This window comes from Mucilaginibacter robiniae (assembly GCF_012849215.1).
In the GTDB taxonomy this organism is placed as follows: domain Bacteria; phylum Bacteroidota; class Bacteroidia; order Sphingobacteriales; family Sphingobacteriaceae; genus Mucilaginibacter; species Mucilaginibacter robiniae.
Genome location: NZ_CP051682.1, coordinates 4456208 through 4471758, shown reverse-complemented (window position 1 = coordinate 4471758; position 15551 = coordinate 4456208). Strand labels below are relative to the sequence as shown.

13 protein-coding genes and 1 pseudogene are annotated in these 15551 nt (G+C 39.2%); 8 read left to right on the top strand and 6 right to left on the bottom strand.

Annotation, left to right across the window (positions count from 1 at the left end; all coding sequences use genetic code 11):
- The first annotated feature begins 36 nt into the window (after positions 1-36).
- Entirely contained in the window at positions 37-1863 is a 1827-nt protein-coding gene (locus HH214_RS19520) for a glycoside hydrolase family 15 protein (protein ID WP_169610503.1), read from the top strand.
- A gap of 126 nt (positions 1864-1989) precedes the next feature.
- Here the strand turns inward: HH214_RS19520 and HH214_RS19515 are convergent, their stop codons facing one another.
- The 3 genes from HH214_RS19515 to HH214_RS19505 all read right to left on the bottom strand — a co-directional run bounded on the left by HH214_RS19515 (position 1990) and on the right by HH214_RS19505 (position 4648).
- Positions 1990-3237: a cation:proton antiporter gene (locus HH214_RS19515; RefSeq protein ID WP_169610501.1), complete on the bottom strand. Its 1248-nt coding sequence runs from the start codon at positions 3235-3237 to the stop codon at positions 1990-1992.
- Positions 3238-3366: 129 nt separating this feature from the next.
- Complete coding sequence (locus HH214_RS19510; RefSeq protein ID WP_169610500.1) at positions 3367-3582, bottom strand: hypothetical protein; 216 nt, start codon at positions 3580-3582, stop codon at positions 3367-3369.
- Positions 3583-3664: 82 nt separating this feature from the next.
- A complete protein-coding gene (locus HH214_RS19505; protein WP_169610498.1) occupies positions 3665-4648 on the bottom strand; it encodes a DUF748 domain-containing protein in 984 nt (327 codons plus the stop codon).
- Positions 4649-4905: 257 nt separating this feature from the next.
- On the opposite strand from HH214_RS19505, the gene HH214_RS19500 reads away from it, so the two are divergent.
- A complete protein-coding gene (locus tag HH214_RS19500) occupies positions 4906-5610 on the top strand; it encodes a dihydrofolate reductase family protein (RefSeq protein WP_169610496.1) in 705 nt (234 codons plus the stop codon).
- A 25-nt stretch (positions 5611-5635) separates the two neighbouring features.
- Complete coding sequence (locus HH214_RS19495) at positions 5636-6214, top strand: carboxymuconolactone decarboxylase family protein (RefSeq protein WP_169610494.1); 579 nt, start codon at positions 5636-5638, stop codon at positions 6212-6214.
- A gap of 61 nt (positions 6215-6275) precedes the next feature.
- On the opposite strand, the gene HH214_RS19490 is transcribed toward HH214_RS19495, so the two are convergent.
- On the bottom strand, positions 6276-6812 hold the full coding sequence (locus HH214_RS19490) for an OmpA family protein (protein WP_169610492.1): 537 nt from the start codon (positions 6810-6812) through the stop codon (positions 6276-6278).
- 199 nt (positions 6813-7011) lie between these two features.
- On the opposite strand from HH214_RS19490, the gene HH214_RS19485 reads away from it, so the two are divergent.
- From HH214_RS19485 to HH214_RS19465, 5 genes and pseudogenes are all read left to right on the top strand, one after another.
- Positions 7012-7434, top strand: a complete 423-nt coding sequence (locus tag HH214_RS19485; protein WP_169610491.1) for a secondary thiamine-phosphate synthase enzyme YjbQ — start codon at positions 7012-7014, stop codon at positions 7432-7434.
- Between the two features lie 89 nt (positions 7435-7523).
- Entirely contained in the window at positions 7524-9470 is a 1947-nt protein-coding gene (locus HH214_RS19480) for a glycoside hydrolase (protein WP_169610490.1), read from the top strand.
- 103 nt (positions 9471-9573) lie between these two features.
- Positions 9574-12213 (top strand): glycoside hydrolase family 3 C-terminal domain-containing protein, encoded by a 2640-nt coding sequence (locus HH214_RS19475; protein ID WP_169610488.1) that lies wholly within the window; start codon positions 9574-9576, stop codon positions 12211-12213.
- Positions 12214-12606: 393 nt separating this feature from the next.
- Positions 12607-13014: a transposase gene (locus HH214_RS19470; RefSeq protein WP_169606075.1), complete on the top strand. Its 408-nt coding sequence runs from the start codon at positions 12607-12609 to the stop codon at positions 13012-13014.
- Positions 13015-13052: 38 nt separating this feature from the next.
- A pseudogene (locus HH214_RS19465) lies at positions 13053-13832 on the top strand (IS3 family transposase); the annotation flags it as partial.
- A 52-nt stretch (positions 13833-13884) separates the two neighbouring features.
- Here the strand turns inward: HH214_RS19465 and HH214_RS19460 are convergent.
- Positions 13885-14133: a hypothetical protein gene (locus HH214_RS19460; protein ID WP_169610486.1), complete on the bottom strand. Its 249-nt coding sequence runs from the start codon at positions 14131-14133 to the stop codon at positions 13885-13887.
- A gap of 96 nt (positions 14134-14229) precedes the next feature.
- Positions 14230-15549, bottom strand: a complete 1320-nt coding sequence (locus tag HH214_RS19455; protein WP_169610484.1) for an NAD(P)/FAD-dependent oxidoreductase — start codon at positions 15547-15549, stop codon at positions 14230-14232.
- Positions 15550-15551 lie beyond the last annotated feature (2 nt).

Sequence of the window (15551 nt, the reverse complement as noted above, 5' to 3'; positions counted from 1 at the left end):
GGCTACACTTTGTTGTAATTAATAGCTACATTATTTATGGATCCGAAAGATACGAATAACGCATACCTGCCCATTGAAGATTATGGAATTGTTGGCGACTTGAACACAGTGGCACTCATTGGACTAACGGGTTCAATTGATTTTATGTGCTTCCCTGACTTTGATTCGCCTACTCTGTTTGCCGCTTTGCTGGATAATGAAAAAGGAGGACGTTTTCAACTGCATCCTAAAGATGCACAAATAAGGTATAAACAACTGTACTTGCCTGATACCAATATCCTCTTGACTCGTTTTCTGTCAGATAATGGTATAGGTGAACTTACTGATTTCATGCCGGTACAAGCAGTAAACCGTGGAAATGAGCTCATCAGGCGAGTAACTACTTTGCAGGGTGAGATTACTTACAGCTTATCTTGCACACCGCGCTTTAACTATGCTACGTCTGCCCATGTTGCTCAACCAATAAGTGATAAAGAACTGATATTTCAATGTGATGAATTAAACGTTCAGATAAGATTAAAAAGTTCTGTACCGCTAACCATTCAGGACAATGATGTTAGTGCTGAATTTACATTAGCTGCCGGCGAAACAGCTGATTTTATTTTATCGTATGTAGATAAAGCAAGTCCGGAGTTAAAAGACCTACAGCAATTTGTATCTGATAGTTTAATGGAGAACATTAACTATTGGCAAAACTGGACTGAGAAAAGCAATTATCATGGCAGATGGCGTGAAATAGTTAACCGTTCTGCTTTGATTTTAAAGCTAATGACTTCTTATAAATATGGTTCGTTGGTAGCTGCCCCTACCTTTGGACTACCAGAAGAAATAGGTGGTGAGCGGAACTGGGATTATCGTTATACCTGGATACGCGACGCATCGTTTACTATATATTGCTTACTGCAACTCGGCTATACAAAAGAAGCCGGCGACTTCATTAACTGGGTGGCTACCCAATGTTTTGACGTACATCATAAGCAAAACCTGCAACTGATGTATAAAATTGATGGTAGCCGGGGATTGACAGAAAAGATACTCGACAACCTTTCAGGTTATTGTGATTCCAAACCTGTCAGAATTGGTAATGGGGCTTATCAACAATTGCAACTGGATATTTACGGAGAGCTGATGGACGCTGTTTATCAGTATGATAAAGATGGTGAACCTATCTCATATGAACTCTGGACAAAACTTTCTAGCCAGATTGATTGGTTAAGTAAAAACTGGACCCGTAAGGATGAAGGTATATGGGAAGTACGTGGTGGTGAAAAAGAATTTTTATATTCAAAAATAATGTGCTGGGTAGCGTTTGACCGGGCTATCAAGATTGGGATAAATCGTTCCTACCCTTTCCCGGAAACTTGGATGGAACAGCGTAATCAAATATTTAATACCATACACCAGGATTATTACAGCACCAAGCTCAACTCCTTTGTTCAATATAAAAATGCGGAAACGGTTGATGCAGCTGCATTACTGATGCCAATAATTGGCTTTATTAGCCCCAAAGATCCTAAATGGCTGAGTACACTGGAGTGTATTGAAGAAAAGCTGGTGGCCGACTTTTTAGTGTACCGTTACCGCAATCAGGAAAACCTGGATGGCTTACATGGTGGTGAGGGTACCTTCTCAATGTGCACGTTTTGGTATGTGCAGTGTTTAGGCTTGTCTGGCCAAACTGATAAAGCCCGCTTGTATTTTGAAAAAATGTTAGGTTATGCCAACCATTTAGGTTTGTTTGCAGAACAGCTAGGCTCTAATGGTCAGCATTTAGGTAACTATCCACAGGCATTTACCCACTTAGGATTAATCAGTGCTGCTTTAAGCCTTAGTCAGCAACTTGAAAGTAAATTGAACAAATAAACTCAATGATATTCTTCATCAAAAATATGCTTGCCTGTTTTGCAAATTTATCTATTGCAGAACAGGTAAATTACTAATTGTACATTATAACAGTAATGCCTTTTATATACAATAGTTAGTTTGGAGCTATTTAGCAGTAGCTGGTTGCAGCCTTTTAGCTACTTTACCAATGGTAAGTCCTTGCACTAAGATGGAAAAAACTACAATTACATAGGTAATTAACAAAAATTCATCATGATACATGTTTGCAGGTAATGATAATGCCATAGCAACAGATAGGCCTCCTCTTAGCCCTCCCCAAGTCAGTATAGCTACTGCATGCTGTTCAAACTTTATTTTAAAGCGTAATAAAGATACCGGTAAAGCAACAGACACAAGCCTTGATAACAACACCAGAAAAATGGCTATAACCCCTATACACAACAGGGTAATATTTAATTTAATAATCAGCATTTCCAAACCAATTAATAGGAACAGAATAGCATTTAATAATTCATCGATCAACTCCCAAAATTTGCCTAAGTAATCTCGAGTAATATCTGACATCACTTCATTTTTCACTTTGTTGCCGGTGATGATACCTGCTATTACCATAGCCAGCGGACCAGAAACATGCAAGCGATCGGCAAGCAAATAGCCACCAGCTACCAAGGCCAGCGTAATAAGCACCTCTACCTTATAATCATCAATAGAGCGTAATGCCCAATAACCTATATAACCTAATACACCGCCGAAAAACAATCCGCCAACGGCTTCGCGCAAAAAGAGTTTACCTGTATCCAATATATCAATGTGAGCTCCACCTGATTTAGCTATTTCGGTGATAGTAATAAAAATTACTACAGCAACTCCATCGTTAAATAAAGACTCTCCAGAAATCTTAAGTTCTAATGAGGACGGAATTTTGGCTTCTTTCAAAATACCTAATACAGCAATAGGATCTGTAGGAGAAATAAGAGAGCCAAACAGCACGCAATAAATAAGGGGTATATTCAGGCTGAATAATTTAAACAGATAAAACATCAATCCCCCAACCAAGCAAGTGGAAATTAATGTACCCATAGTTGCCAGCAGCAATACAGGCCAGCGTTCCTGTTTAAGCTTATTGGCATCCACATGAATAGCACCTGCAAATAGTAGGAAGCTAAGCATAAAATTCATGAGTACATCTTCAAAATCTATAGCCCCTACTAACTGTCTGACCTTTTCGGCAACCCATGAACCTGAACTACCCAAAATAACTACCAGAATAGAAAATAGCAGCGATAAAACCATAATGCCAATGGTAGGAGGCCATTTAATCAGCCGGTGATTGATGTAGGCAAACACTGCCGTTAAAACAATAGTTATGGTTATTATCTCGTTAACACTCATTAATAGGGCAAAATAGTTCAGATTAAGCAATCATAAACGCTTTACTCAAAAGCGTTAATTTTATACAATATGAGAACACCGATAGGCAATCAGTTTATTATTGATGTTTATTATTAAGGCAAACAGTCATTAAGCTGATTTTTTGACGGTAGCTAATAAAATAGCCCCACCAATAATAAGGATTCCTCCAGCATAAGGTGGCCAGTTCACCGACTTTTCTTTATCGGCAGAAACCTGAATTGGACCAGCATCTATAATTTTTTCTCGCTTAGTATATGTAAATCCTGTCCAAACCAGCATGGCAATGCCAACCACAATTAAGATAATACCGAAGGGTCTGTTCATATTATTAGAAGTTATATAATTAAAGACAAGACATATTCCAATAAAATGTTTGCATAAATTAGCTTACCTTAACACCAGCTATTTAGCCCAGGCTATTTTCTATACCTTGATTCAGCGCCTTGATAAAGGCGTTTTTCAGCACACCTAAAAACGTTTTCCAACCATTGGTCTTCACATCTTGAACGTTACCGCTAATGGGTATTTTAGTTGCAATTTTCTTAGTTTTATGATTTTCAACGGCTTTAGTAAACAATCCTATTACTGCTTCTTTTGCAGCTTGCAATATCCCACCTTTTTTCTTTACATCCTTTTTCCAGTTTAATACTTTGATGTTTTTAATAAAAGGTTTGATATAACCATCAAAATGACCGTTCATGAGTTTTAGCTCGCTATACATAGTTAGGCTACCTCTTTCCACATCAAATTTACCGTATGCCTTAATGAAATTATTCAGGCTTGTAAGATTTACACCGGTTAATTGCATGTTCATGTTGAAATCAGGTATTTCTTTTAGAGCATTTACCCGCATATCACTTCTCAAACTGCCCCCGCCGATAGATGTTCCTGTAAGCCTTACTGTGGAAGGCAAACGTTCACCTGATTTTTCAACGTTGGCTAAGTTTAATGCAGTAAGCTGCATATTGTCAATATGCAAGTCCACATCAGGCTTTCTAGAAAAATCCAGGTAAGCAAATCTTCCATTATTAACTTGCAGTCTGTTGATGGTCATTGGCATCAGGTCTTTCAATGTTTGCGTCCAATGTTCCTTAGATGGCTCTGCTCCAGGATCTGGAACAGTAGCTTGTATATTAATAACAGGATGATCCATTTCAACTTCGCCTACTAACCGACCTTTGAATATTGCTTTCCACTGCACAGAAAGATCAATATCTGCAATCTGTAAGAATGGATGCTTGCTCTTATCCGTAGTTTTTCTTAGTTCCAGACCATGAATAGAGTAAGCTCCCCTGATTAAATGAATATCAATATCGTCTACATGCCCGGTGTATCCTGGCAAGTTATTCAACTTTTTATTAACGTAACTTTTAACAAGTCCGGGCAGCATAAGCCTGAACACAAATAACAAAACAACAACAGCAATAATTATTTTGTATGAGGTTTTCAGCGGTTTTATCATAGCAATAATATTCACACGTACTAAGTTTTACAACTTTTAAGTAAATGCCTATTTTATCTTATTAAATAATAATTAATCGTATTTTGTTTAAGCCTATAATTTTGAGTGTGTCCCTTTTACTGATAATCAATCAATTTAACTGGTTAACTGTTTAGCAGTACATACAGATAAAAGCGATTCTCATTATGAAAAAACCACATGTAATCTGCCATATGATGTCTACCGTAGATGGCAAAATTTTATCAGCTAACTGGGGCGATCAGGAACTGATAAAAACTTATTCTGGTTTCTTTGAAAAATACCATGAAACATTTGAGAGTGAAGCATGGATGTGCGGTCGAATTACTATGGAAAAAGATTTTTCGGGAGGCGAAAAGCTTGAGCTTACTCAGACAGAACATCCTATTGCCCGACAACCGTTCATTGGTAATAAAGAGGCAACATCTTTTGCCATAGCTGTTGATGCGCATGGAAAATTAGGCTGGAAAAGCAATGAAACAGGTGGAGACCACATTATTGAAGTACTCAGTGAACAAGTAAGTGATGAATACCTGAATTATCTTCAGCAAAAAGGCATTTCTTACATTTTTGCAGGTGAAAAGGAAGTTGATTTTAAATCGGCATTAAGCCAACTGGCCGATTTATTTCCTATTAATACACTCATGCTGGAAGGTGGCGGTCATTTAAATGGCTCATTATTGAATGATGGCTTGATTGATGAACTGAGTATATTGATACTGCCTATTGCTGATGGCACGCCAAAATCGGCCACAACTTTTGAAGTAAGTGAATACTTGCAGAAACGACCTGCCAGCCTATTGCAACTTACAGAAGTGAAGCAATTAGAAAATGATGTTATTTGGTTGAAATACAAATTTAACAACCAATAATAAAGCTAATTAGTTATTCAACATTATGAGATTACAACCACTTCCCCTCGATCAGCTTTCAGGAACACAGCGCACCTTGCATGAAAACATACAAACAGGCGTTCAGAAATACTTAAAAGGCTTTATTTCTCAACGGGCAGATGGTGCGCTAATTGGTCCTTTTATACCGATACTGCACTTTCCACAATTTGGTGGGCCTGCTTGGGATTACACCATGGCATTGGCTGAAAACACCACCTTGCCTAAACCAGTGCATGAGGTAGCCATTTTGGTAACTGGTGCACATTTTCATTCTCGTTATGAAATTTATGCACATGAGCACGTAGCTGAAAAGATTGGTTTGTCTGTGTCGAAAATTGCTACCATTACAGCTGGCGAACGTCCATCTGATTTATCCGATGAAGAAGGCATAGCCTATGATGTAGCTTCCGTACTAAGTAAAGGCGGGCAATTATCGGAGTACACCTATCAGGCTGCCCTAAAGGCCTTTGGTGAACAAGGCATGGCTGAACTGGTTTACTTAATCGGCGGATACTGTTTGGTATCGGTAATGCTAAATGCTTATGATATATCTGTACCTGGCCGTGAAGAAGGTATTGGATAGTACAAAGTAATTAATTATCACCGCCGTATATCTTTCAAGGTTTTACGGCGGTGATAGTTAATTATTTTGTTAATTTTACTTCTACACGTCTGTTTAATTCGCGGCCTTCTTCTGTAGTGTTAGGTGCTAAAGGCTTGCTTTCGCCATAACCTTTTACATTCAGGTTATCGCCATTAATGCCGGCATTTACCAAGTATGATTTTACCGAGTTAGCACGATCTACTGATAACGACATGTTATGTTCAACAGTACCTTCCGCAGATGAATTTCCATTAAGAACAAACCTGGCTGCTTGATCTTTTTTCATCTCAGCAGCTATTTTGTCTAAAATCTGGTAGGAACTAGTTTTTAATACAGCCGAATTAAATTCAAACTGAATATTACTGAAGTTAAAATCTGGCTTTGCTGGAGCAGGTGCTGGCTCTGGTTGGGCAGGCGGTGCTGGCTCTGGTTGCTTTTCAGGAGCTGGTGCCGTAGTTGCAGCTGGTGTGGTTGCTGGGGCTGGTTTTGTTACTGCTTTTTTTGCTTTACAACTTTGCATGGTAGCAGCCGAAAGTGCCATAGCAGTTAGTAGATAGCTAATCTTGGAAATCTTCATAAGTAAAGTTTAGTTGTTTAACGAGCACAAACATATAAAATCCTGCTTCTGTACACAGGAGATTATAGCATAATTTGCATTTTAAACGAATACTAAGCAAGTTTTCATATCCCAACTCGTAAGTTTTTTGGTCAACAAAAGTTTTATTAAACCTCATAACTTAATCAAGTGTATCTCAAAAGTACTTACTTTACAATGTATGAAAATTTACCAGCAGGCCTTACAGCTTCGGGCACGTACTCGAGGGTTTCACTTAATTACAACAGAAATTGTACAAGCGATACCACAAATAACTGAAATCAAGACAGGACTATGTCAGGTGTTTATACAGCATACTTCAGCTTCACTAACTATTAATGAAAATGCTGACCCAACGGTAAGAAAAGATTTTGAAACTTACTTTAACAAAGCAGTTCCTGAAAATGACTCGGATTACTTGCATAATGATGAAGGCTCAGATGATATGCCAGCCCATTTGAAAGCGGCAATGTTAGGCACTTCGGTAACTTTACCCATACGCAATGGCAGACTAGCACTGGGTACTTGGCAGGGAATTTATTTGTGTGAACACCGTAACTACGGCGGACAAAGAAACTTGATAATCACTGCTTGGGGCGAATAGGTTTATTTTGGGCTTGTATAAACTTGTGTGGCTCTAAAACGTATCATATAATAATCAAACCTGTAAGTTTACCGACTACTTAAATTTATATGTTATCCATAAAATATCGTTTATTAACGCTAATATTCTTTTTATTTACGGCTTATGCCTACAGTCAACCACAGGTAACTGCCTGGGGCAATGTAACAGGTATACGCAAAAAGGGTCAGTTATTTTCGTTTGAAACTAGCTTACAGTATATTCAAAACGATGGTAAACAAATACTAACTACAGGACGCGAAAAGCAAAGACCTAGATACACCCGAAATAATAATGCACAAACTATTACTACAAACTTAGATAGTCTATTTTTTCTAGAAACGATTACTGATAATGGTAATGGAAAAGCGCAAATAGACGTAAAACTAACCTCGCATATTGATACAAATATAACCGGAGCTTACTTTGTTATCAGGTTGCCCCATCCAGATTTTAGTCAAAGCCGTTTAATGTTTAATAACAATAAGCAGCCGCTTGATTGGAAAGTACTAAGCAGTAATTCCTTAAAAAATATGCCAGCTACTAGCTCGGGTAGCTTTATTTATACTTCACCAGCAACGCAGTTAAGAGTTAAAACTGAAAACAAAGATTCTATTCTTGTAAGAAAAGATGCGCAAACTGGTGACGTGTATATCTACTACCCTATTTTACTAAATCATATAACTAAGGGCCAAATTGTAAATAAATCCTTTACTATCGAAGTTTCAGGTCTTGTTGATAAATCGTCTATTAATCTGGTACTCAATGCCACGCAGCAAGGCCGTAGTTTTGCGGGCTTAGGTGGTAATTTCCGGTTACAAAACCCAACTACCGACCCTCAGGTAATTGATTATAGCTTGGAAAACCTGCGTGTGGCTTGGGGGCGTGTAGAAATGCCCTGGCGATTTTGGCATCCTGATTTACATATCGATCCTATTCAAAATGCTAAAGCTGGTAAGCTACCTACCCAAGTGAGCAAAGCGATGGAGATGGCGCAACGCTTAGGTAAAATGGGCATTCCCTTTGTATTATCAGCATGGTCGGCACCAAATTGGGCTATTGAAGGTACCTTTCATAATGAGCCTGTAAACGGAATTTGGGGTAACCCGCTTGATGCAGAACACATGCAGAAAATTTATGTATCGATAGCTGATTACATTATTTACCTGAAAGATAACTATGGTGTTGAACCTAAGCTATTTTCCTTCAATGAATCAGATTTAGGTATTAATATAAGGCTTACGGCACAACAACATGATGATTTCATTAAAGGCTTAGGTGCATATTTTCAATCAAGAGGCATACAAACCAAAATGCTCTTAGGTGATAACTCAGATGCGAACAGCTATACATTTATCTATCCGGCATTAAATGATGCCCAAGCCCGCAAATATATTGGTGCTATATCTTTCCACTCATGGCGGGGCTGGGAAACATCAACCTTGCAAAAATGGGCTGATGCCGCCAGTAAAATCAATGTTCCTTTGCTGGTAGCCGAAGGTAGTATTGATGCTGCTGCCTGGCAGTACCCTGCTATATTCCAGGAACCTGATTATGCACGCGAAGAAATTAATTTATACATGCGCTTGCTCTCTATCTGCCAACCAGCATCTATTCTGCAATGGCAACTTACAGCTGATTACTCGCCTCTAGCTGGCGGCGGTATTTTTGGTGATAATTTGCCACTGCGCCCTACCCAACGGTTCTGGAACTTAAAACAACTGTCTTCAACACCTGCTGGTTTGTCGGCTATGCCGCTACAGTGCAATAAAGCAGACGTATCAGGAGCTGCTTTAGGTAATACTGCCACCGGAACTTACGCTATCCATTTGGTTAATAATGGTTCTACACGCGAAGTAGCACTAACAGGATTACCTAATAACGCTACTTCGTTTAATGTGTATATTACTGATAAGGAAAATGCCTTTAAACTGTTGGGCAACAAAAAAGTAAGTAATGGCCAGATAAGATTTAAGACCCCTGCGGAAAGTTACATATCTTTATTTAGTAGCAAATAATACTATTGAAAACTAAGGTATGTTTTTTACTTTTCTCTTTAAATTGCAATCGATTGTTATAGTTTTGCTAAAACCAATTTAGTAAACCTATAACATACTGGTTATGAAAAAAAAACTTAAGCTATTGCTGTTCGGTATAGCCCTATTAACAATATGTGCTTCTTATGTTCCTATCAAGCCCAAAAGCAATTACCTATATAGGTTTCAGAATCCAGCTCTTACTATCGAGCAACGGGTTAATGATTTGGTATCCCGGTTAACCTTGCAGGAAAAGGTAGCGCAAATGCTAAACAGCGCCCCTGCTGTTGAACGCTTAGGCATACCAGCATACAACTGGTGGAACGAAAGCTTGCATGGTATTGCACGCACGCCCTTTAAAGTAACAGTTTACCCGCAAGCTATTGGCATGGCAGCCACTTTTGATGTGAACTCTTTGCACCAGATGGCTGAATATACAGCAGACGAAGGACGCGCTATTTACAATGAAAGCATTAAAAAGAATCAAAGAGGCATTTATCTAGGCCTCACCTACTGGACTCCCAACATCAATATATTTCGTGATCCGCGCTGGGGACGCGGGCAGGAAACCTATGGCGAAGATCCATTTCTGACCGCATCTATGGGCAAAGCCTTTGTAACTGGTTTACAAGGCACCGATCCGGTATATTTAAAAGCAGCAGCTTGCGCCAAACATTATGCTGTACATAGCGGCCCAGAACCTTTACGCCACGAGTTTAACATTGATGTAAATGATTATGATTTGTGGGACACCTATCTTCCGGCTTTTCGTGAGTTGGTTGTGAATGCTAAAGTTGCCGGTGTAATGTGTGCCTATAATGCTTTCAGAGGTCAGCCATGCTGCGGCAGCGATATTTTGCTCACTGATATTCTACGTAACCAGTGGAAGTTTACGGGGTATATGACTTCGGATTGTGGCGCTATTGATGACTTCTATCAAAAACATAAAACGCACACCGATGCCGAAAAAGCCTCAGTTGATGCAGTACTGCACGGTACCGATGTAGAATGCGGCAATGTATCTTACCTATCACTATACAAAGCGGTTCAAGATCATTTAATCACCGAGCAGCAAATTGATGTTTCGCTAAAAAGATTGTTTACCATACGTTTCCGCTTAGGCTTGTTTGATCCTATAGGTAGTAACAAGTATGATAAGATTACTACAGCTGCATTGGAAGCACCAGAACATAAAGCACATGCTTTGAAAATGGCTCGCCAATCTATTGTACTGCTCAAAAATCAAAACAACACTTTACCACTCAGTAAAATTTTAAAAAAGATAGCTGTAATAGGTCCAAATGCAGATAACGCTAACAGCGTACTAGGTAACTATAACGGTTTTCCATCTGAAATCAGCACCCCCTATAAAGCAATAAAAGCGAAGCTGAGTAACAATGCAGATGTATTCTGCGACCAAGCTATCAATTATACGAGCGCTAGCTATACCCGCAACATTGATTTGGGTGAAGTGGGTCGTGTTGATGGACACAAAGGTTTTAAAGCAGAGTATTACCAGAACGGTGATTTAAGTGGAACGCCGGCAGCTACACGTATAGAATCTGCTATAAATTACATTTGGCGTGAAGGCACTTTCGTGACTGGCAATGTTAGTCAAAAAAACTTTTCAGCTAGTTGGACAACCAACTATACGGCTCCCAGTACTGATGAAATTACTTTTGAGCTAAGCGGCAACAAGCCATACAAATTAGTTATTGATGGGCAGGAACGTACCTTAAGCGGTGAGCCAGATGGTATGGGTGTAAAAAGTTATGTACTGAGTACTGTTCAGGGTAAAACTTATCACATTAAATTAGAATATAGACAAACTGAAGGTCGGGCAACATTTAACTTTAAAGCTGGAGTAGCCATAAAAGCAGATCTGAATGTTATAGCGCAGCGGGTAAAAGATGCTGATGCTATTGTTTTTGTTGGCGGTATATCTCCTCAATTAGAAGGTGAAGAAATGCGCGTGAACTATGAAGGCTTTTCAGGTGGCGACCGCACTTCTATTCAATTACCTAAAGTGCAAACCGACTTATTAAAAGCATTGAAGCAAACCGGTAAACCAGTAATATTTGTAATAATGACTGGAAGTGCTATTGCCATACCTTGGGAAGCCGAAAATACATCGGCCATTCTCAATGCATGGTATGGAGGCCAATCAGGAGGTACGGCCATTGCCGATGTGCTGTTCGGCGATTATAATCCAGCTGGCCGTTTACCTGTAACTTTTTACAAAAGCGATGATGACTTGAGCAAGTTTGATGATTACTCCATGAACAATCGTACTTACCGCTATTTTACCGATAAACCTTTATATGGCTTCGGGTATGGCCTAAGTTATACCACTTTTAAATACAGTCAATTAACTTTACCAAGTGCAGTAGATGGCAACAAGGCAGTTCCGGTAACTTTTAAAGTTACCAATAACGGCAGCAGAGATGGTGAAGAAGTAGTGGAATTGTACGTTTCTCATCCTAATAGCCCAATGAAAACCGCAATTAGAGCATTAAAAGGGTTTAAGCGTATTTACTTAAAGGCAGGTGAAAGCAGATCATTAACTTTTAACTTATCACCACAAGACTTATCTATAACCAGCAAAGATGGCATAACTAAAGAGCTACCTGGCAAAATTATGGTGAGCGTGGGCGGTTCGCAACCAGATACACAAACGAGGTTAACTCAAAAAACTATTGAACGATCTTTTACAATAAAAAGCTAATGGGCATGATCAGGCACAAGAACAGTAGATTACTTTTTTTGTACCTGATTAAACATGATGTATGTAAACAGACAAATTAAAAAACCTAAATGTTTGTTGTTTGTACTATCAACAAACTACACTCAGATGAAAAAGCAAGTTTACTATTTATTCATACTTCTTTTAATTTTTACTACATCAGGCTGTTCACTCATTGGTGATGCCTTTAAAGGCGGGATTTTTATAGGTCTGCTTATTGCCTTGATAATTGGTATACTTATTTGGGTACTACGTTCCTTTAGTAGCAGTATAAGCAAATAAAAAAAGCCGGCTAATGAATAATCATTAGCCGGCTTTTTTTATTTGCTTATGTTGTAAGGTTCTGAAATAAGTTGACACAATAAGTGTTAACAAATGCAAGAACAAGAAGTTAAGAGTTATCAAAGGAAGACTCAAAAAGATTACAGTTTAGCTTTTAAACTGGAGATCGTAGATGCGGTAGAAAAAGGCGAGCTTACTTACAAACAGGCCCAACTGCGTTATGGCATCCAAGGAAGAAGTACCGTTTTGGTTTGGTTGCGAAAACATGGTAGATTAGATTGGAAAGAATCGGAAACCATGAAAAGAGATACGCCCAGTAAAAAGATCAGGGAACTGGAGAAGAAGCTAAAGCGCCTGGAGCAAGAGAAAGAAATACTGAACCGGGCGATCGATATAGCCGATAGTCAGTTGCATACAGATATCAGAAAAAAGTATTTGAGCCTGTTGTCAGAAGCTACAGAACAGGCTCAAAGCAAGAACGGCGAACCGTTGGATCAGTAGCTAAAGTTTTAGGATACAGCCGACAGTATTTCTATAAACACTGTAAAGAGCAGGCACACAGAGCAGCGCATGAATTACAGGTAAAACAACTTGTCGATAAAGAGCGCAAGGTCTTATCCCGCTTAGGCGGCAGAAAGCTTCACCACCAGATCAGAGATAGTCTACAGGCACAGCAGATCAAGTTCGGTCGGGACAAACTGTTTGCATTGCTGCGAAAGCACAGTATGCTTATTCTGCCCAAGCGTCGGTATGTACAGACAACGATGTCAAAGCATTGGTTAAGAAAATACCCTAACCTGATCAAAGGCATTGTTGCCGGACGACCTGACGAAGTTTGGGTAAGTGATATCACCTATCTTAAAACTGACGAGGGGAACTGTTACCTGAATATGGTTACCGATGCCTACAGCAGGAAGATAATGGGCTATGCTATAGCTGACAATATGGAAGCAGCCCAAATGAAGCAGGCTTTTCAGATGGCTGTTAAGAACAGACAAAATAAACAATATCCGTTGATTCATCATTCAGACCGGGGCCTGCAATATTGCAGCGCAGAATATGTAAGTATAGCTGATCAGCACGAAATAAAAATGAGTATGACAGAGAATGGTGACCCTTATGAAAATGCATTAGCGGAACGAATGAACAGGACCTTGAAAGAAGAGTTTGGCCTTGGTAATGTTATGAGATCAAAACTACATGCAAAATTATTGACTGAAAAGGCCATTGATCTATACAATAATCGAAGGCCACACTTATCTTTGATAATGAAAACACCGCAAAGTGTTTATAAACAAAAATCCCAGCTACTCTCGTAACTGGGACTATCGTAAAATCTGTCAACCTATTTCAGGACGATTCAGATACTGATTACTTTTGCGGATCGCTGCCTTCCAGCTTCACAATTTTATTGTATAAACCTAGCAGCAAAAATGGAGCTGCCCACTGGCCTACAAATAAAGCTGTTTTGTCCTTACCCATAAACTTTAAAGTTAAAGAAGCCCCCATTGAAGCTAATGAAGCCCACAGGAAAATGTCTGATGGTAATTTTGCCGTTTGTTGTTCAATAGCTTTAGCTACTGGGCCTTCGCTATGTTGCGGATTGGTGTTTGTTGCCATGATTTGAGTTTTAGTGTTGTTAATTATTTATACTCTAACACTAGTTGTTGTTTATTGTTAACATTTAATTGATAATATATTGTTAAAATGTAATTTTTACTTAGCAACAGGATCAGTCATCATCGTTTTAGTATCAAAATACCTAACCACCATACGATTGTCTGTATTTTTACTAAAGTAATTAATTAACCAGGTAAAAAACACAATCAGCTTATTGCTAAATCCAGCTAATGACATAATATGAACAAACAACCACAAAATCCAAGCAAAAAAGCCTTGAAACTTAAATTTACCTAAATCAGCTACAGCACGGTTGCGTCCTATAGTAGCCAATGAACCCTTATCATGATATTTGAAAGGTTCCGTATCTTCGCCCTTTATAAGGTGTACTATGTTTTTAGCTAAATGTGCGCCTTGCTGTATGGCAACAGGAGCTACTCCGGGGTGACCATTTGGCGTATCTGAAGTAATTACAGCAGCCACATCACCTATAGCAAAAATGTTAGAATAGCCTTTCACCCGGTTTACTTCGTCGGTTTGCAGGCGGGTACCCTTGGTAATTGCTTCAGGCGGTAAGCCATCCGGTACTTCACCACGTACGCCGGCTGTCCAGAATACATTACGGGTGTTTAAAGTAACACCATTATCAATTTTCAACACCAAGCCATCATAACTTTGCACATGTACCCCATTGTAAATGGTTACCCCCATGTCAGTTAAAAACTCCTTAGATTTAACCGATGCCTGCTCAGACATGGCTGCTATCAGCTTAGGTTTACCTTCGGCCAGATAGATTTTCATTTCATTAACGTCGAATCCTGGAAAATCTTTACGCAACATATTCTGCCGCATTTCTGCAAAAGCACCTGAAAGCTCAACACCTGTTGGGCCTCCGCCAGCTACCACAAAAGTAAGCAAGGCTTCTCTTTCAGCGGGATCAGAAGTTACCATTGCCTGCTCCAGGTTTTGTAAAACCAAGCTGCGTATATTCAGTGCTTCCGGTATGCTTTTCATGGGCATAGTAAAATGCTCCATCTCTTTGTTGCCAAAAAAGTTTGTGTTGGAACCAGTAGCAATAACCAAGTAATCGTACGGTACATCACCTATTGAGGTACTTATGGTGTTAGCTTCTGGGTTAATCTTTTGCACTTCAGCCATGTGAAAGGCAAAATTTTTCTGTCCGGAAAATATACGGCGTAGCGGAAAACCAACAGCATCGCTTTCAATAGCACCAATAGCTACCTGGTAAAGTAAAGGCTGAAAGGTGTGGTAATTATGCTTATCTAGCATAATGATTTCTACATCCTGATCTTTAAGTTGTCGACCTAAGTTTATACCGGCAAAACCGCCACCAACAATGACTATGCGCTTTTTATTTGATTTTTGAGACTGCGAAGGAGTTTGTGTTAAACCCATAA